The 16,916-nt window shown below is 60.4% G+C and carries 16 protein-coding genes and 3 tRNA genes; 16 read left to right on the top strand and 3 right to left on the bottom strand.

The genetic code is table 11. The features are described 5' to 3' along the window. Positions 1-181: 181 nt before the first annotated feature. Genes K3728_10510 through K3728_10500 form a run of 3 tightly spaced genes read left to right on the top strand, consistent with a single transcriptional unit; the run spans position 182 to position 3,635 of the window. Entirely contained in the window at positions 182-1,168 is a 987-nt protein-coding gene (locus tag K3728_10510) for a TAXI family TRAP transporter solute-binding subunit (protein ID UWQ97516.1), read from the top strand. Positions 1,169-1,182: 14 nt separating this feature from the next. After that, positions 1,183-1,641, top strand: a complete 459-nt coding sequence (locus K3728_10505) for a DUF1850 domain-containing protein (GenBank protein ID UWQ97515.1) — start codon at positions 1,183-1,185, stop codon at positions 1,639-1,641. Beyond that, on the top strand, positions 1,641-3,635 hold the full coding sequence (locus K3728_10500) for a TRAP transporter fused permease subunit (protein UWQ94167.1): 1,995 nt from the start codon (positions 1,641-1,643) through the stop codon (positions 3,633-3,635). The genes K3728_10505 and K3728_10500 overlap by 1 nt, the downstream gene beginning before the upstream one ends. Positions 3,636-3,688: 53 nt before the next feature. Here K3728_10500 and K3728_10495 read toward each other — a convergent pair whose 3' ends face one another. Then, positions 3,689-3,895: a hypothetical protein gene (locus K3728_10495; protein UWQ94166.1), complete on the bottom strand. Its 207-nt coding sequence runs from the start codon at positions 3,893-3,895 to the stop codon at positions 3,689-3,691. A 111-nt stretch (positions 3,896-4,006) separates the two neighbouring features. Here K3728_10495 and soxR point away from each other — a divergent pair, with 111 nt between their 5' ends. The 9 genes from soxR (at position 4,007) to K3728_10450 (ending at position 8,654) form a co-directional block, all read left to right on the top strand. Next, positions 4,007-4,468, top strand: a complete 462-nt coding sequence (gene soxR / locus K3728_10490; GenBank protein ID UWQ97514.1) for a redox-sensitive transcriptional activator SoxR — start codon at positions 4,007-4,009, stop codon at positions 4,466-4,468. Next, positions 4,461-5,069 (top strand): histidine phosphatase family protein, encoded by a 609-nt coding sequence (locus tag K3728_10485; GenBank protein ID UWQ94165.1) that lies wholly within the window; start codon positions 4,461-4,463, stop codon positions 5,067-5,069. Before soxR ends, K3728_10485 begins: the two co-directional genes overlap by 8 nt. 52 nt (positions 5,070-5,121) lie before the next feature. Next, positions 5,122-5,197: transfer RNA gene (locus tag K3728_10480), tRNA-Val, on the top strand. After that, complete coding sequence (locus K3728_10475; GenBank protein ID UWQ94164.1) at positions 5,165-5,368, top strand: hypothetical protein; 204 nt, start codon at positions 5,165-5,167, stop codon at positions 5,366-5,368. The genes K3728_10480 and K3728_10475 overlap by 33 nt, the downstream gene beginning before the upstream one ends. Positions 5,369-5,421: 53 nt before the next feature. Next, the gene (locus tag K3728_10470) at positions 5,422-5,802 is read left to right on the top strand and encodes a hypothetical protein (GenBank protein UWQ94163.1); all 381 of its coding nucleotides are present in this window, start codon (positions 5,422-5,424) and stop codon (positions 5,800-5,802) included. 93 nt (positions 5,803-5,895) lie between these two features. Then, a complete protein-coding gene (locus K3728_10465) occupies positions 5,896-6,828 on the top strand; it encodes a pirin family protein (GenBank protein ID UWQ94162.1) in 933 nt (310 codons plus the stop codon). Positions 6,829-6,956: 128 nt separating this feature from the next. Beyond that, positions 6,957-7,931, top strand: coding sequence for a DMT family transporter (locus tag K3728_10460; protein ID UWQ94161.1), 975 nt, complete (start codon positions 6,957-6,959; stop codon positions 7,929-7,931). Between the two features lie 84 nt (positions 7,932-8,015). Continuing rightward, positions 8,016-8,092 (top strand) — tRNA-Asp (locus tag K3728_10455). A 485-nt stretch (positions 8,093-8,577) separates the two neighbouring features. Then, positions 8,578-8,654, top strand: a tRNA-Asp gene (locus tag K3728_10450). Positions 8,655-8,844: 190 nt separating this feature from the next. Here K3728_10450 and mnmA read toward each other — a convergent pair. Next, positions 8,845-9,987 carry a tRNA 2-thiouridine(34) synthase MnmA gene (gene mnmA / locus K3728_10445; GenBank protein ID UWQ94160.1) on the bottom strand — a complete coding sequence of 381 codons (1,143 nt, stop codon included), beginning with the start codon at positions 9,985-9,987 and terminating at the stop codon, positions 8,845-8,847. A 130-nt stretch (positions 9,988-10,117) separates the two neighbouring features. Between mnmA and K3728_10440 the strand changes: the two genes are divergently transcribed. The 4 genes from K3728_10440 to recG all read left to right on the top strand — a co-directional run bounded on the left by K3728_10440 (position 10,118) and on the right by recG (position 15,813). Continuing rightward, positions 10,118-10,399 carry a DUF1153 domain-containing protein gene (locus K3728_10440; GenBank protein ID UWQ94159.1) on the top strand — a complete coding sequence of 94 codons (282 nt, stop codon included), beginning with the start codon at positions 10,118-10,120 and terminating at the stop codon, positions 10,397-10,399. Positions 10,400-10,505: 106 nt separating this feature from the next. Further along, positions 10,506-11,222, top strand: a complete 717-nt coding sequence (locus K3728_10435; protein ID UWQ94158.1) for a response regulator transcription factor — start codon at positions 10,506-10,508, stop codon at positions 11,220-11,222. Positions 11,223-11,447: 225 nt separating this feature from the next. Next, the gene (ligA, locus tag K3728_10430; protein ID UWQ94157.1) at positions 11,448-13,718 is read left to right on the top strand and encodes an NAD-dependent DNA ligase LigA; all 2,271 of its coding nucleotides are present in this window, start codon (positions 11,448-11,450) and stop codon (positions 13,716-13,718) included. Further along, complete coding sequence (recG, locus tag K3728_10425) at positions 13,711-15,813, top strand: ATP-dependent DNA helicase RecG (GenBank protein UWQ94156.1); 2,103 nt, start codon at positions 13,711-13,713, stop codon at positions 15,811-15,813. Before ligA ends, recG begins: the two co-directional genes overlap by 8 nt. 601 nt (positions 15,814-16,414) lie before the next feature. Here the strand turns inward: recG and K3728_10420 are convergent. Continuing rightward, on the bottom strand, positions 16,415-16,867 hold the full coding sequence (locus tag K3728_10420; GenBank protein ID UWQ94155.1) for an iron-sulfur cluster assembly scaffold protein: 453 nt from the start codon (positions 16,865-16,867) through the stop codon (positions 16,415-16,417). Positions 16,868-16,916 lie beyond the last annotated feature (49 nt).

The raw sequence follows: 16,916 nt of genomic DNA, 5'->3' as shown, positions 1-16,916 counted from the left end.
GCCTCAAGTCTTCGCTACTTTCGCCTATTTCTTAGGCGTTTGATAGGGGCGCCCGAGTGTGCTGGCAGTTTTAAGCCCTGGCAAATGAGGCCGTTGTTTTTTCCTTAGAAGGGTTGCTATGGTCCTTCAAACTTCGGACAAAACCGGGGTTACGGGCACCACGCCCGATAGGGAGGAAACTATGTTCAATCACTTGCTCAGCAAGCCCGCAGGCTTGCTTGGAACGGCGGCGCTGGCCGCAATGACCTTGGCAGCTCCTGCTGTGGCTCAAGACCAACTGTCCATCGCCACAGGCGGCACAGGCGGGACGTATTACCCCGTCGGCGGCGGTCTGGCCGAAATCATCAACAACCACGTAGACGGCTATTCTGCGACCGCAGAAGTCACCGGCGCATCGGTTGAGAATATGGGCCTGATCGCCACCGGTGACGCCGATCTGGCGATCGCCTTGGCCGATACTGTCGCCCATGCCTACAACGGCACCGGCAACTTTGACGGCCAGCAACTGCCCATGGTGCGCGGCCTCGCCTCGCTCTACGCCAATATGGTGCACATCGTGACCCTTGAGGGCAGTGGCATCACCTCGCTTTCCGATCTGGCGGGCATGCGCGTTTCCGTCGGGGCGCCGGGTTCCGGTACGGAAGTGAACGCTTCTGCGATCCTTGGGGCCAATGGCATCACCTACGATGACATCGACGAACAGCGCCTGAACTTCAATGAGACCGCCGATGCACTGGCAAACGGCGATATTGACGCGGGCTTCTGGTCCGTTGGGGCGCCGACGTCGTCGATCCTCAACCTGGCCACGACCCAGGATATCGTGATCCTCAGCTTGTCCGAGGATGAATTGGCCGCTTCCATGGGCGCACACAGCACCTTTGCGACCACCACGTTGCCCGGCGGCAGCTACAACGGTGTGGACGCCGATGTGGCCGTTCTGGGTATTCCCAACGTCCTGACCGTATCGTCCGAAATGTCTGACGATCTGGCCTATGCCCTGACCCAAGCGATGTTTGAAAACATTGCCGAGTTGCAGGCCGTTCACCCCGCAGCGAATGAAACCACGGTTGAGTTTACCATGTCGGCCACGCCGATCCCGCTGCACCCCGGTGCCCTTCGTTACTATGACGAAATCGGCGCGGATGTGCCGGACCGTCTGCGCGAGTGATGCGTGACACAATTGTGAGAGGGGGGCTTTTTGCCCTCCTCCTACTTTTTGTGGCCGGGCCCAGTGCCGCCGAAGACCTTGTCGCCACCCATGAGGATGGTCGGGAAATAGCACGGCTATCGGTGCCCGAGGGGACAGAATGGTGCGTACTCTGGCATCATTCGGTCGAAGGGTTCGAGGTCACCGATTGCTACGAAAACCGCGAAGGACGCATGGTGCTTGTGCACTCGCATCTGCCGGATTTCGCCGCAGGGCTCGACCACATTCCTGGCCGAGGCACACAGGTGTCTGACGGGCAGGGCGGATATTTCATTCTCGATATTGATGAGCCCGTACCAGGGGACGCCTATGTGCTGCGTCCGGGTCTGGGTCCTGTCGATCATCGGTTGCGGGTGGGCGATACGATCGTGTCTCTCTCTGCTGTTGCCCCGAGAGAGCGGGTGCGGATCGCTTTGGTAAGGAGTGCTGACTAATGGTCACAGATACAGAAGTCCCAACCCAAGCCACTCCGCAACCGGCGTTCATGCTGCGGGTGATTGCCATTATCGGCATCGCCCTCTCGCTGTTTCAACTATACGCGGCGGGGGTGCAGCCCCTTGGTCTGTTTTTCCAGCGCCCCATTCACCTTGGGTTCATTCTTGTTCTGTGTTTCCTGATCTACCCGGCCTTTGGCCGTGACCGCCCGCGCGGCGTGTTGGGGTGGATCATTGACGGCGCACTGATCTGTGCCGGGATCGTCGCGGGCGCTTGGGTGCCGATGAACATCGACACGATTGCGAACCAGATTTTCCCGCGCACCATCGACGTCTGGATCGGCGTGCTGACCATGGTTGTGGTGCTCGAGGGCGCGCGCCGGGCCGTGGGGCTTGGCATGACGATCATCGGCGCGGGTTTCATCGCCTACGCCTTCGCGGGCCGCCGCGGGGAACTGCCGTTTCTGGCCGATTGGCTGCCGGGCATCCTTAACCATCGCGGCTATTCGCTAGAGCGTCTCTCCAGTCAGATGACCCTGGGCGCAGAGGGGATATTCGGCATCCCCTTGGGTGTTGCGGCGACGTTTGTGTTTATCTTCGTGCTGTTTGGCGCGTTCTTGGAAGTCACCGGCGCGGGCAAGTTTTTCATTGATCTGGCCTATGCCGCTACTGGGCGGCAACGGGGCGGTCCGGCGAAAGCGGCCGTGATCGCCTCGGCCGGCATGGGCTCTATCTCGGGCTCGGCCATTGCCAATGTGGTGACCACGGGCGCGTTTACCATTCCGCTGATGAAGAAGCTCGGCTATCGCCCGGCGCAAGCGGGCGGGATCGAGGCTGCGGCCTCCACCGGGGGGCAGATCATGCCGCCGCTCATGGGGGCAGGGGCCTTCTTGATGAGCGAGTTCACGCGGGTGTCCTATGTGGACATCGTCCTCGTCTCGATCTTCCCGGCGGTTTTGTATTTCGGCACGGTTTACCTGTTGGTCCATATCGCAGCGGTCAAACAGGGCATGAAGGGCCTAGCCGTGGCGGACCTGCCCCGAACCCGAGAAGTGCTTGCCGAAGGCTGGCATTTCCTGCTGCCCCTTGTGGCGTTGATCGCGCTGTTGGTAGCGGGCTATTCCCCCATGCGCGTGGGCTTCTACGCAATTCTGTCGATCATCGCTGCCGCCTCGGCCCGCGCGTTATGGACCTTCGCGGCCTCTGGCCCGACGATTGCGGGCTTCACCGCCATGTGCCGGAAGGGCTTTTCCCTGACGCTGGAGGCGTTGGAGCTTGGCGCGCGCAACGCGGTCGCCGTGTCCATGGCTTGCGCCGTTGCGGGCATTGTCGTGGGGGTTGTGGGGCTGACCGGCTTGGGCCTGAAATTCTCGGCCATGATGATCGCGTTTTCCGGCGGCAACATCGTCTTGGCGCTGATCCTTGTGCTGCTTGCCAGCTTGATCCTTGGCATGGGTTTGCCGGTGACTGCGGCCTACATCGTGTTGATTATCCTTGTCGGCCCCGCCCTGACCGAACAATTCGGCATGCCGATCCTGATCGCGCATTTGGTGGTGTTCTGGTACTCGCAGGACAGTAACGTGACGCCCCCCGTGGCGCTCGCGGGCTTTGCGGGTGCGGCGATTGCCGGGTCAAAACCGATGGAGACCAGCTTTCAGGCGTGGAAATACGCCAAGGGGCTCTACCTGATCCCGCTGTTCATGGTCTTTAATCCTGAGATCATCATGGGCGGCCCGCTGCCCATCGTGATCTGGAGCGGCGCGATTGCCGTGCTTGGCCTTGCGGCATTTGCTGCGGCGCTGGAGGGGTATCTTTGGGGCCCTATGCCGATATGGATGCGGGTGGCCTTGGTGCCCGGCGTCATCGCGCTGTTCTGGCCTGATTTCACGGTGGAAGTCGTGGGGGCGGTGCTGATCGTGATCTTGCTGGCGCTCAACTGGTGGCAGGCGCGCGGCACGCAACCGCCCGCAGGTCCGGAGACCTCAGCCGCCTAGATTGGGGCCGCGGGCCGAAGTGGCCCGCGCCCACGTGGCTACGGGTGTGCATTCTACATCAGCCCAAGATCATGGCGCTGCGGTTCTTGCACCGGCATCCCCAGATCTTTGGCCATATGTGGGTCAAGCGTCACATCACGCAAATGGCGCATTTGCTGGCGTTGCGCAGCACGCAGCCACCACTTTCGCCATGCTTTCGCAAGGGAAGGGCCGGGGCGCGTGTGGGCGGTGGAACGGGGCAGATTAACTTGGATCGTCATTGGAATACCTCTTGGCGAATCGTTGCGATTTCTAGACGCTACAACCTCAAGCTCACTTGAGGTAAAGCGCTAATGTCAGGAAAAATCTCCACCGATCTCAGCGTCGGCCAAATGGCTGAACGTGCAGGCGTCGCCGTGTCCACACTGCATTTCTATGAAGCCGAAGGGCTAATCCGCTCGGCCCGTAACAGCGCCAACCACCGCCGTTATGAGCGTAAAGAGCTGCGCCGCGTCGCGATCATCCGCACCGCGCAATCGGTCGGCGTGCCCTTGTCCGAGATCAAAGCCCTGTTCGACGGCTTGCCAAAGGGCAAGATCAGCGCCGCCGATTGGGCCAATGCCGCAAGCCAATGGGCAGACCGCCTGGACGACCAGATTGAAACGCTTTTGCGCCTGCGCGATCAGATGGGGGCCTGCATCGGCTGCGGCTGCCTGTCGATGACGGCGTGTCCCTTGTATAACCCCGATGACCGTATTGCCGTCAAAGGCGCGGGTCCTCGGCGGTGGATTGGCGGGCCGGAGGAACGGGCAGAGATGGCCGAAAGCTTCGAGAAAGCCCAAAACGATGCGTGATCTGCCCCCCCTCTATATCCTGCGCCATGGCGAGACGACGTGGAACCGCGAAGGTCGCTGCCAAGGCCATCTGGACGCGCCCCTGACGGCACTGGGCCGCGCCCAAGCCGCGCAGCAGGGGCGGATCATCGCGGATCATATCTTGCCGCTTCACCCCGATATCCCGGTCTGGGTCAGCCCCCTTGGGCGCGCACAAGCCACATGGGCGATCGCGGCAGAGGCGGCGGGGCTGGCGTCGAGAGCCTTCAAATCCGAGCCGCGCTTGGCCGAGGTCCATATGGGCGACTGGCAGGGCCGCCTGCGTGCTGACTTTCTGGCCGAAGACCCTGTGGCCCGTACCCACCCGAACTTGTTTGAACTCTCCCTCAATACACCCGGCGGCGAAACCTACGAAGCTCTGCGTTCTCGGTTGGTTGAGTGCCTGCACCAAGTGAATCAGCCCACCATCTGCGTTACCCACGGCATCACCTCTTTGGTGCTGCGCGGGTTGATCTTGGAGCTATCACGTGAAGAAATGGCCGATCTCGGGCACGATCAAGGGATCGTTTACTGTTTAAATGAAGGGGCAGAGCACCGATTAGAGGCTCCATCGCAGAAATGATCCAGATTGCCCCTTGCCCGTGCCAATTCCTCACGCTATCACGCGCTCCGTGGGGTCGTTAGCTCAGTTGGTAGAGCGCTTCGTTTACACCGAAGATGTCGGGAGTTCGAGCCTCTCACGACCCACCACTTTCCCGCTCTACCAAGATACTGCCTCCCAAGCTCGATGACGTTGGCCCGACCGACGCGGATTGCTTTGGCAATCCTCTGGGTCGGGAGTTCGAGCCTCTCACGACCCACCACTTCCTGCTCTACCGTGATAATACTGCCGTGCCCAAGGGCGGGCATTCCGGCAGTTGACCCACGGCCCGTATCGCGGCCAAACTTGGATCACCCCAAGGATGGAGCGTAAGATGATGGACCCCGACACACCGCAAAAGCCGATAAACGCCCCCGGTCACGGGAAGCCGCTGCAATCGGCGATCATCATCTATGTGCTCTATGGGGCGGGCGTCGTTTTCCCCCTCGCGGCCCTTGCGGGGCTGATCTACGCCTATGTAGAGCGCGGCAAGGACGCAACGCTGGACACGCATCTTAGCTTTCAGATCGCCACGTTTTGGTGGGGATTGCTGATGATGGTCGTGGGGCTTGTGCTGATGCTCTTTATCGTCGGATTCCTGGTTTGGCTGTTCTGGTTCGTGTGGCTGGTGGTGCGGTTGATTACCGGGTTCCAACTGGCGGACGCGAACAAGCCGATTTCAGGGACCGAGGTTTTTGGGCTAAAGGCGATCTAAGTGCTTTTGCGCACATTTGGCGTTTGAATAGACCTAATATGCGCATCCTTGCGGAGCGGCTATCTTTATTCCAGCACCAAAGGAGCCTGACCCATGAGCTGGAACCCCATTCTCGACACGCATTACCCTATCGGCACTGAAGTGGACGCGATTGAGACTGTTATCGTCCCTCGGGCCCGTGATCTCGGCGATTTCGAAGTGCGCCGCGCCTTGCCCGCGCCAAAGCGGCAGATGGTCGGGCCGTTCATCTTTTTCGATGAGATGGGGCCAGCGGAATTTCTGACCGGGCAGGGGGTGGATGTGCGGCCCCATCCCCATATCGGCTTATCCACGGTGACATATCTGTTTGAGGGCAAGTTTCACCACCGCGACAGCTTGGGCACCGATCAATGGATCGAGCCGGGGGCAGTGAACCTGATGACGGCGGGCCACGGGATTACCCATTCCGAACGGGTAGACGGCGAGATGCTGAAATCGCCCTACACGCTGGCCGGGCTTCAAACGTGGATCGCCTTGCCTAAGGATGCGGAAGACGGCGATCCGGCGTTTGCCCATGCCGCCAAAGGTGATTTGCCGCTGCTCGAGGCAGAGGGCAAGCAGCTTCGGCTGATCCTTGGGGATGCCTACGGAGAGGTGGCGCCGGTTCAAACGCCCTCGCGCATGTTCTACGCCGATGCTTTGCTAGAGGCGGGGGCGGCTTTGCCCATGCCCGAAGATCATGAGGATCGCGGTGCTTATGTGCTGGACGGCTCGGTATCTGTGGCCGGTCAAGTGTTTGAGCGCGGGCAGATGATGGTCTTCCGCCCCGGCGACAAGATCGCCATGACCGCGGGCGGGCAGGGCGCAAGGGTGATGATCTTGGGCGGAGACACCATGGACGGCCCGCGCCATATCTGGTGGAATTTCGTGGCGTCCTCTCGGGACAAGATAGACGCGGCGAAAGAAGCGTGGCGCGAGGGGGATTGGATGCATGGCCGCTTCCAATTGCCGCCCACCGATAACGCCGAGTATATTCCGCTGCCCTGACGGTTTTCCAAACAGCCCTGTGCAAATAGCCTTGCCGTTGGTCGAGGGTTTCGCCACCTTGCGAAAATGAAGCACCTCTCCGATATTTCCCAACGCCCGAAGCGGCCCGAGCAAAGGGCAGGCGGCCGATGAGCGCCCCTGACACCACGCCGCCCCGTGCCATTTTCCTGATCCTGATCGGCATGGCCTGCATCTCGGTCAACGATATGATGATCAAATTCCTGTCGGGCGGGTATCCACTGCACCAGATGGTCTTCATCCGCTCGGCCATTGGGATTGTCGCCACGGTCGGATTTGTCTGGTTCGAAGGCGGGTGGCGGATCTTGAAAACCGATCGGCCGGGGCTGCACCTGATCCGCGCGGCGCTCATCGTCTCGGCCAACATGATCTATTTCGCGGGCCTGTCGGTGATGCCCTTGGGCGTGGCCACGGCCCTGTTCTTCGTGGCGCCCCTGTTCATCACGCTTCTTGCGATCCCGATATTGGGGGAAAGTGTGGGCCGCCATCGGATCACCGCGCTGTTGATCGGTTTTCTGGGGGTGGCCGTGATGATGGTGCCGGCCACCGATTGGTCCGACGTACCCCGCGCGGCCATGCTGCTGCCTGTCCTTGCCGCCGCGTGCTATGCCGGGATGCAAGTGATGACGCGCAAACTTGGGGCAAAATCGGCGGCCTCGGCCATGGCCATCTATATCCAGCTGGCGTTCATCGTGGTCTCAGGCCTGTCTTTCTTCTTGGTAGGTCACGGTCGCTATGTAGAGGGGGTGGAGAGCGACAGCCTGATCTTCCTGTTGCGCCCCTGGATTTGGCCCGCCCCCGAGGATGTGTGGAAGTTTGCGCTTTTGGGTGTGATGTCCGCGATCGTCAGCTACACCCTGTCGGCGGCCTACCGCCTTGGGAATGCAGCGACGGTGGCCTCTTATGAATACGCCGCGCTGCCTATGGCCATTGCCTTCGGTTGGCTGGTCTTTGCAGAGCGTCCGGGGTGGATCATGGTCCTAGGCACTGGGCTGATCGCGGGGGCAGGGCTTTATGTCTTCGCCCGCGAGCGAAGGAGTTCAGGCGTTGGCCCCGCCGCAGAGCGCCCCATTCGACGCGGATAGGGGGACTGTGTGCAAAATTCCTCAAATTCATCGCCTCCGCCCGCTTGACCGCACCGCGCGGCGTCGTTATCTCGACCCTCACGCGCGGTTGTAGCTCAGTTGGTTAGAGTACCGGCCTGTCACGCCGGGGGTCGCGGGTTCGAGTCCCGTCAACCGCGCCATTTATCATCCTTCTATTATTGTCCTACCGTCCTTTGGGCTACTTGAGGACGATTGTGTTTGTCCTACCGTGCGTAAGGCTACTTGAGGACGACTGTGTTTGTCCTACCGCCCTTCGGGCTACTTGAGGGCGACTGTGTTTGTCCTACCGCCCTTCGGGCTACTTGAGGGCGACTGTGTTTGTCCTACCGTCCTTTGGGCTACTTGAGGACGATTGTGCCTGTCCTACCGCCCGTAAGGCTACTTGAGGACTGTTGTGTCGGTTCTGCCGCGCTACTCGGTGGCGGGTGGAGTGCAGCAGTCACCCTTGACGCGGTTGGGGCAATTTGGGGCCAAATCACCGATCCGGTAACTTACAAATCCAGACCGTATTCCCCCTTTGATAAGCGCAAAATCGGAGCGATGACGATAACCGCAAAATTCGCCCGAAAACCGACAGTTTCCCGCTTGACCGCATCGCACCGCGTCGTTATCTCGACCCTCACGCGCGGTTGTAGCTCAGTTGGTTAGAGTACCGGCCTGTCACGCCGGGGGTCGCGGGTTCGAGTCCCGTCAACCGCGCCATTTATCATCCTTCTATTATTGTCCTACCGCCCATGGGGCTACTTGAGGACGACTGTGTTTGTCCTATCGCCCTTCGGGCTATTTGAGGACCAGCGCACTTATTCCGTCGCGCTTCGCGCAGGGGGGGAGGCGCCTGCGCGCCTCCGGTGGCCCTTCGGGCGAGAAAGGCATGGGGCTTGCGTTAAGCGCCTTAACCCCTGTGAATCCAGCCACCGCCGAAAATGCGGCCACCTTCAGGGGCGTAGAACACGCAGGCCTGACCGGGGCTGACGCCTTCTTCGGCCACGATCAGCTCTACCTCTGCCTCGGTGGCGGAAATCGGGCGGATCACTGCGGAACGGGGTGGACGGGTGGAGCGGATTTTGACCTCCAACTCCCATGCCTCCTGGCTGTCGAACGGCACGTCGCCTAGCCAGTTGATCTCTCGCACAGGCACTGTTCGGGTCGAGAGCATCTCTTTCGGGCCGACGATCACTTGCCGCGTGTCCGGGTCCAGCTTTACCACATAAAGCGGGTCTTCCAGGCCGCCGATCCCCAACCCGCGCCGTTGCCCGATGGTGTAGTGGATCACACCCCGATGCTGCGCCAGCACGTTGCCGTCCATGTCCACAATGTCCCCGGGATCGGCCGCGCCGGGGCGCAGTTTCTCGATCACGGCGGCGTAGTTGCCGTTCGGGACAAAGCAGATGTCTTGGCTGTCAGGCTTGTCGGCCACGCTCAACCCGTATTTCGCCGCAAGCGCGCGGGTCTCGGCTTTGCTTTCCAGATGCCCCAAGGGGAAGCGCAGGAAATCGAGCTGCTCTTGCTTGGTCGAAAACAGGAAATACGACTGATCGCGCGCGGCATCGGCGGCGGAATGCAACTCGGCCTTCTGGGCGCCCATTTTGCGTTGAATATAGTGCCCCGTCGCCATGCAATCAGCGTCGAGGTCTTTTGCTGTCTCTAGCAGATCCTTGAATTTCACCCGCTCATTGCAGCGGATACAGGGCACCGGGGTGGCGCCAGCAAGGTAGGAATCGGCGAACTCATCAATCACGGCATCCTTGAAGACGTTCTCGTAGTCCAGCACGTAATGGGGAAAGCCCATCGTCTCGGCCACCCGTGCGGCGTCGCGAATATCGAGGCCGGCGCAACACGCGCCTTTCTTGGCCAGCGCCGCCCCGTGGTCGTATAGCTGCAAGGTAACACCCACCACATCATAGCCTTCATCCGCCAATTGCGCGGCAACGGCAGACGAATCCACCCCGCCAGACATCGCCACCACAACGCGGGTGTCGGCGGGAGCTTTGGCAAAACCTAACGAATTCAGGCCGTGGGGGCGGTCGAGAGCCATGGAATACAGTCCTAATCAGGGGGGCGTGTGCGAAATATAGGAAAAAGGCGACATATCACAAGGTTCGCTTACCCGATGTTAAACCTCATGGGCCATCACTCGTTTAGATGAATGAAAAATTGAGGCCGAGATGTATATCAGGAAAATCCAAGGGCCGCATGCAGTGTCACTGCCTGACGGCTCCACGATGACGCGCTCTGATCTGCCGTCGCCGGACACGACGCGATGGGTAGCAAGCCGAAAAGCAGCGGTGGTGCGCGCTGTCGCCCATGGTCTGCTGAGCGCGGAAGAAGCGATTCGCACTTACTCCCTTTCGGAAGAGGAGCTTAGCTGTTGGACAGAAGCAGTCGAGCGACACGGAGAAAAAGCGCTGAAAACAACGGCATTACAGAAATTTCGTGAAACCGAATAAAAAAGAATTAGATGTTTCGGTGAAAAGTCGGCGGGTAGGTAACCTCGTGTTAACTATTTAGACGAAAACTAGGCTTATCGGATGTGAGTTACCTGGAGTTAAGCGTATGCGAGTTTTGTTAGTCGAAGACGACCCCACCACTTCGAGAAGCATTGAAATGATGCTCAAGCACGCGAACCTTAACGTGTATGCGACCGACCTTGGAGAGGAAGGGATGGATCTGGCGAAGTTGTATGATTACGACATCATCCTTCTGGACCTGAACCTACCCGACGTGTCCGGCCACGAAGTACTTCGCCATTTGCGCACTGCGCGAGTTGAAACGCCGATCCTTATTCTTTCCGGGCTCGATGATCCTGAAAACAAGTTGAAGGGATTTGGATTTGGGGCCGATGACTATTTGACAAAACCGTTCCACCGCGAAGAACTGGTTGCCCGAATTCACGCCATTATCCGACGCTCCAAAGGCCACGCGCAATCGGTGATCAATACCGGTAAGATATCTGTAAACCTTGACGCAAAGACAGTGGATGTAAACGGCACGCCGGTCCATCTGACGGGCAAAGAATACCAAATGCTGGAACTGCTCTCCCTGCGCAAAGGCACGACGCTGACCAAAGAGATGTTCTTGAACCATCTCTATGGCGGAATGGATGAGCCTGAATTGAAGATCATCGACGTTTTCATCTGCAAGCTACGCAAAAAGTTGTCGGAAGCGACGGGTGGAAATACTCACATCGAGACAGTCTGGGGACGCGGCTACGTTCTGCGTGATCCGGTCTCCGCTGCCGAGATGAACATGGACATGGCCGCCACTGGATAAGTTTAACGCGACCATGAGCGTCCCGACACTCCGACGATGCGGGGGCTTCGCTTGGATATGTTTGAGATGACGCGAAAGGCGGCCCGGTTGTTTCTGGGCCGTTTTTTTGCTCACCGGGGCAGGGTGCGACCCGAAATTGACGTTCCGAAGGCTGTCTGATCTCTGGACCAATCCCGCGCCGCCTCCTATCACAGGACCCACGCATTTGCAGCTTTGGGGGCGCGCATGTCACAACCACTCGTAGACGCAGCCGAGATGGCGGCGCAGCTCTCGGAGGATGCGGCGTCAAAGCGGTTGGCCGAGCTCGCTGCGATCCTTGGCGAAGCCAACACCGCCTACCACGGCGCCGACTCTCCCGACATTTCCGATGCCGATTACGATGCCCTGAAGCGAGAGAATGCCGCGATCGAGGCAGCATTTCCCGAGCTCAAACGCGCTGATAGCCCCAGCGATCAAGTGGGCGCGGCCCCCTCGGCTGGTTTTGCCAAGCTGACCCATAGCCAACGAATGCTATCGCTCGCCAACGGCTTTGACGCCGCAGATATTCGGGACTTCGTGGCGGGCATCCGGCGCTACCTAAACCTCACCAACGCCGCGCCGCTTCCCTTCACGGCCGAACCCAAAATCGACGGTTTATCCCTATCCCTTCGCTATGAGGGCGGCACCCTCGTTTCCGCCGCGACCCGTGGTGACGGTGCCGTAGGCGAAAACGTCACCCAAAATGCGCGCACGATATCAAACATTCCGCAAACACTGACCGATGCGCCCGACATCCTTGAGGTGCGCGGCGAGGTTTATATGAGCCACGCCGATTTCAACGCCCTCAACGCGCGCCAAATCAGCCTCGACGCGAAACCCTTCGCCAATCCCCGCAACGCCGCGGCCGGATCTTTGCGCCAGCTTGACGCGGCAATCACCAAATCCCGTCCGCTTAAATTTTTCGCCTATGCCTGGGGCGAGCTAAGCGCCCCCCTGGCCGAAACCCAGTCCGATGCGCTTAAGGCACTGGAAACGCTCGGGTTCACGATCAACGACCGCACCAAAACCTGCCACAGCTGCGAGGAGATGCTGGCGCATTACGCCAGTATCGAGGAGGGGCGCGCTGATCTGGGCTATGACATCGACGGTGTCGTCTACAAGGTCGATAATCTCGACTATCAGCGCCGCCTTGGGATGCGCTCCACCACGCCGCGATGGGCCATCGCCCATAAATTCCCCGCAGAACTGGCGTGGACCACCCTTGAGGCCATCGACATTCAGGTCGGCCGCACCGGCGCGCTTAGCCCGGTTGCTCGGCTGACGCCGGTGACCGTGGGCGGCGTTGTCGTGTCTAATGCAACGCTGCACAATGAGGACTACATCGCCGGGCGCGACGCCAACGGCGCCCCGATCCGGCCCGATGAAAAGGGTGTCGGCAAGGATATTCGCGTCGGCGACCGGGTGCAGGTATACCGCGCAGGCGATGTTATCCCCAAGGTAGCGGATGTGGACCTGTCCAAGCGTCCCGCCGATGCGCAGCCCTTTGTCTTTCCAACCCATTGCCCAGAGTGTCAGTCCGTTGCAATCCGCGAAGAAGGTGACGCCATCCGGCGCTGCACCGGCGGCCTGATCTGTCCTGCGCAAGCCGTTGAGAAGTTAAAACATTTCGTCAGCCGCGCGGCATTCGACATTGACGGTCTTGGCGCGAAACAAGCAGAGGCGTTCTACCTGGACGAATGGATTGCGGAACCTGCGGATATCTTTTTGTTGCGGGAAAGGTACGGCGAGGGGCTGCAACAGCTCAAGAACCGCGAAGGGTGGGGCGAGAAGTCGGCCACCAGCCTGTTCAACGCCATCGATGCGAAACGGGAAATCGCTCTGCACCGCCTGATTTTCGCCCTCGGCATCCGCCATGTGGGTGAGGTCGCGGCCAGTGACTTGGCCCGCCACTTCGGCTCGTGGGACGCGTTGGCCAAAACCATCGACGCGGCTGCGCCCGCGGCTGAAGCGCACCTGAAGGCCGAGGCGGCAATCATCGCCGAACGCAAAGCCGCCGCCGATATGGGCCGCCGCGCCTCGCTGCAACCGGAGCGCGACAAGGCATGGGCCGACACGCCCGCCGCCGCCAAGGCCGCGTGGGATGATTTGACCGGCATCGACGGGATCGGCGCGACGGTGGCCGTGTCTCTGGTGACGACTTTTCAGCAACCGCGCGAACGGGCCTCGATTGACCGCCTTATCGCGCAGGTCACCGATGTTCCGCCGGAAGCGCGCGCGACCCAAAGCGCCGTGGCGGGGCTGACCATTGTGTTCACCGGATCGCTGGAGCGGATGACAAGGTCCGAGGCGAAAGCCCGCGCCGAGGCGCTTGGCGCGAAGGTCTCGGGCTCGGTCTCGGCCAAGACAGACATCGTTGTGGCGGGGCCGGGGGCCGGATCAAAAGAGAAGAAGGCCAAAGACTTAGGGATCGAGCTACTGTCAGAAGATCAATGGCTGGACCGGATCGGCGATGGCTGATCACCTTCCCAAAGGCCGGCCCGAAATCCTGTTTCCGTTGTTTGCGGGTCTGGAAACGCTGGAAGGTGTCGGCCCCAAAACGGCCAAGAACTACAGCGGCATCAATGTCGAAACGCCCCGCGATCTGATCTTCACGCTGCCCGCAGGCGGGCTGGACCGCACCCGTCGCGCCTCCATCCGTGACGTACCGCTGCCGGGCCCGGCAACTGTCGAGGTCACCATCGGCGCCCACATAAAACCCAAGGGGCGTGGCCCGTATCGGATTGAGGTGGAGGACGCGCAAACCTCTTTCCAACTCGTGTTCTTTCACGCCCGCGGGGATTATCTGGAACGCCAACACCCCACCGGCGCGCGGCGCGTTATCTCGGGCAAGGTGGAGCTTTATGACGGTGTGGCGCAGATGGCCCATCCTGACCATATGCTCCCCCCAGAAGAGGCCGAGACCATTCCGGAATACGAGCCGGTCTATCCTTTGGCTCAAGGTCTGACCCAACGCGGCGTCCACAAGGCGGTGCAGTCGGCGTTAACCAAGGTCGAGCATCTCGGCGAGTGGATTGATCTTAACACCGTTAAGGAACGCAATTGGCCCGCGTGGTCCGAAGCGATCCATGCCGTCCACGCGCCGCAGAACGCAAGCGACCTGAGCCGCGCCGCGCTGCCGCGCGAACGGCTCGCCTATGATGAACTTTTTGCCCACCAGTTAACCCTCGCGCTGGCGCGGAACACGCGGCGGCGCAAAGCAGGGCTCGTCTCGGAAGGTGACGGAAAACTGCGGGCCAAGGTGTTGGCGGCTTTGCCCTATACGCCGACCGGGGCACAGCTGCGCACGATCCAAGAGATTTCCGAAGATATGGCGAAACCGCAGCGGATGAACCGCCTGCTGCAAGGGGACGTCGGCGCGGGCAAAACGCTGGTGGCCCTGATGGCGCTACTGGTCGCGGTAGAGGCGGGCGGGCAGGCGGTAATGATGGCCCCAACCTCGATCCTGGCGGGGCAGCATTACCTGAACCTCAAACCGTTGGCAGACGCTGCGGGCGTCGTATGTGAGGTGCTGACCGGCGCCGACAAGGGGAAGGAACGGCAAGGCAAGCTGGCCGCATTGGCGCGGGGCGATATCCATATCCTGGTGGGCACGCACGCCGTTTTCCAAGATGACGTTGTGTTCAACAGCCTGCGTTTGGCCGTGGTGGATGAACAGCACCGCTTTGGGGTCCGCGAAAGGGTGCGGCTGAGCCAAAAGGGCGAGATGGCCGATGTTCTGGTGATGACCGCCACGCCGATCCCGCGCACACTGTCCTTGGCGCAATACGGCGACATGGATGTGAGCGTGTTGGACGAAAAGCCTCCGGGGCGGACGCCAGTGAAAACGGCGCTGATTTCAACGGCGCGGGTGGATGAAGTGGTGGCGCATCTGCGCGGTGCGTTGGAACAGGGGCGGCAGGCCTATTGGGTGTGCCCTTTGGTCGAGGAATCCGAGGTCTATGACGCGACCGCCGCAGAAGAGCGGTTCAAGATGCTCCGCGCGTCCTTTGGAGAGGGCAAAGTGGCGCTGGTCCACGGGCAGATGAAGCCGAAGGAAAAGGACGCCGTGATGGCGGCGTTTAAGGCGGGCGAGACAAGGGTTTTGGTTGCGACCACGGTAATCGAGGTGGGGGTGGACGTGCCCAATGCCTCGATCATGGTGATTGAACAGGCCGAGAATTTTGGTCTGTCGCAATTGCACCAACTAAGGGGAAGAGTGGGGCGAGGATCGGCGGAGTCCACCTGTCTGTTGATGTATCGCGCACCTTTGGGCGAAACCGCCACCCGCCGCCTGCAAGTGATGCGAGAGACCGAGGACGGCTTTCGCATATCCGAAGAAGATCTGGCAATTCGGGGCGCGGGTGATGTGATCGGAACAGCGCAATCGGGGCTGCCCAGGTTCCGTGTCGCCAACCTTGAAGAGCAGAGCGCGTTGATGGCGCTGGCCCAAAGCGACGCGCGAGCCTTGCTGACGCTTGACCCCGATCTGGAAGGCGCTCGTGGTCAATCAGCAAGGGTGCTTTTGTGGTTAATGGAGCAGGACAAAGCGATCCGGCTTTTGGACGTAGGGTAAGGCTAGGGCGGTCTAAAAGGAGAACAAAACACGCTTTGTTCTCAAATGTTCTCAAAAAGTTCTTTACAAATTTATCGAAACGTGGGAACAAAGGTGCAACAAAGACGTTAACACCTCAGACGTTAGTTGAAACAGGAGACGCCCCGATGATTGCTCAAGCCACTCAGATCCTCGCCCGTTCGCGCGATACGCTGATGTATGATTTGGCAGGCGTTGTGGCGCTGGCGGTGATGACCGTTGGGATGCTGCATCTGCCCGGTCTGGTCTGAATTTCCGCCTCTGCGGGTGTTTGACCCGCCCAATGCCCCGTCAGGAGTTGTTCAACCCTTAGATATTTTGCGCAGTAGGACCTGTAAGACGGTTGAAACCGTTCAGACTGCGCCCGTTTTCTGCCTGCGATCCACGGGTTTCGTTTGCGCCACTTGTCCCGGCCCAAACATGATTTGCCTCGCCCTTAGTCCCATGCCTCGGGACGCCACGGATCTGCATTACTTCGCCGCCATCCTTGTCCGGGATGCGCGGCGTTTTTTTGCGTATTGGCGGTGCGGGGTGGAAGATCCTTGCAAGGATCTTCCCAGTCTTTTGAAAAAGACTGGGGCGGCTAGGCGCAGGCGGCGCGTTCGGCCTCGGCCATGGCGTCGGCAGTGGCGTCGAGGGCGAGCATGATGGAGGCGTGGCGATTGCGGTAGTCTTTGGCGGGTTCTAGGACCTCATAGCCTTCCCAGGGCGATCCGGGGGGCGGGCCATCGGATTTGAGCATCGCTTTGAGGGCATCGCGGGCGGCTTCCACCTCGAGCCTTGTGCGGCCGATGACGTGCTTCCCGAGAAGAGCGGCGGCCGCCTGACCAAGGGCACATGCCTTGACGTCTTGGGCGAAGGCGGAGACCTTGCCGTCGGTCAGGGACAGATCAACCGTCACGGTAGAGCCACATAGCGGCGCACGCTTTTTCACTCGCGCCTGTGGGGCCTCGAGCGCGCCGCGATGGGGGATATCGGCCGCCAACGCAAGGATGCGCTGAGAGTAGAGTTTAATCAGATCGCTATCCGCTGCCATCGATTGCCTTTCGGGGTTTTGCCTTTCGGGTCCGTCATGACGTAAGTAG

The organism is Rhodobacteraceae bacterium M385, from assembly GCA_025141835.1.
Taxonomy (GTDB): Bacteria; Pseudomonadota; Alphaproteobacteria; order Rhodobacterales; family Rhodobacteraceae; genus Gymnodinialimonas.
This window is presented reverse-complemented; position numbering and strand designations above follow the sequence as displayed.

What these genes read in the sequence shown, in the direction of transcription:
- K3728_10510 (UWQ97516.1), top strand. Translation starts at nt 182, where the DNA reads ATGTTCAATCACTTGCTCAGCAAGCCCGCAGGCTTGCTTGGAACGGCG.
- K3728_10500 (UWQ94167.1), top strand. Translation starts at nt 1,641, where the DNA reads ATGGTCACAGATACAGAAGTCCCAACCCAAGCCACTCCGCAACCGGCG.
- K3728_10495 (UWQ94166.1), bottom strand. Translation starts at nt 3,895, where the DNA reads ATGACGATCCAAGTTAATCTGCCCCGTTCCACCGCCCACACGCGCCCC.
- soxR (UWQ97514.1), top strand. Translation starts at nt 4,007, where the DNA reads ATGGCTGAACGTGCAGGCGTCGCCGTGTCCACACTGCATTTCTATGAA.
- K3728_10485 (UWQ94165.1), top strand. Translation starts at nt 4,461, where the DNA reads ATGCGTGATCTGCCCCCCCTCTATATCCTGCGCCATGGCGAGACGACG.
- K3728_10475 (UWQ94164.1), top strand. Translation starts at nt 5,165, where the DNA reads ATGTCGGGAGTTCGAGCCTCTCACGACCCACCACTTTCCCGCTCTACC.
- K3728_10470 (UWQ94163.1), top strand. Translation starts at nt 5,422, where the DNA reads ATGATGGACCCCGACACACCGCAAAAGCCGATAAACGCCCCCGGTCAC.
- K3728_10465 (UWQ94162.1), top strand. Translation starts at nt 5,896, where the DNA reads ATGAGCTGGAACCCCATTCTCGACACGCATTACCCTATCGGCACTGAA.
- K3728_10460 (UWQ94161.1), top strand. Translation starts at nt 6,957, where the DNA reads ATGAGCGCCCCTGACACCACGCCGCCCCGTGCCATTTTCCTGATCCTG.
- mnmA (UWQ94160.1), bottom strand. Translation starts at nt 9,987, where the DNA reads ATGGCTCTCGACCGCCCCCACGGCCTGAATTCGTTAGGTTTTGCCAAA.
- K3728_10440 (UWQ94159.1), top strand. Translation starts at nt 10,118, where the DNA reads ATGTATATCAGGAAAATCCAAGGGCCGCATGCAGTGTCACTGCCTGAC.
- K3728_10435 (UWQ94158.1), top strand. Translation starts at nt 10,506, where the DNA reads ATGCGAGTTTTGTTAGTCGAAGACGACCCCACCACTTCGAGAAGCATT.
- ligA (UWQ94157.1), top strand. Translation starts at nt 11,448, where the DNA reads ATGTCACAACCACTCGTAGACGCAGCCGAGATGGCGGCGCAGCTCTCG.
- recG (UWQ94156.1), top strand. Translation starts at nt 13,711, where the DNA reads ATGGCTGATCACCTTCCCAAAGGCCGGCCCGAAATCCTGTTTCCGTTG.
- K3728_10420 (UWQ94155.1), bottom strand. Translation starts at nt 16,867, where the DNA reads ATGGCAGCGGATAGCGATCTGATTAAACTCTACTCTCAGCGCATCCTT.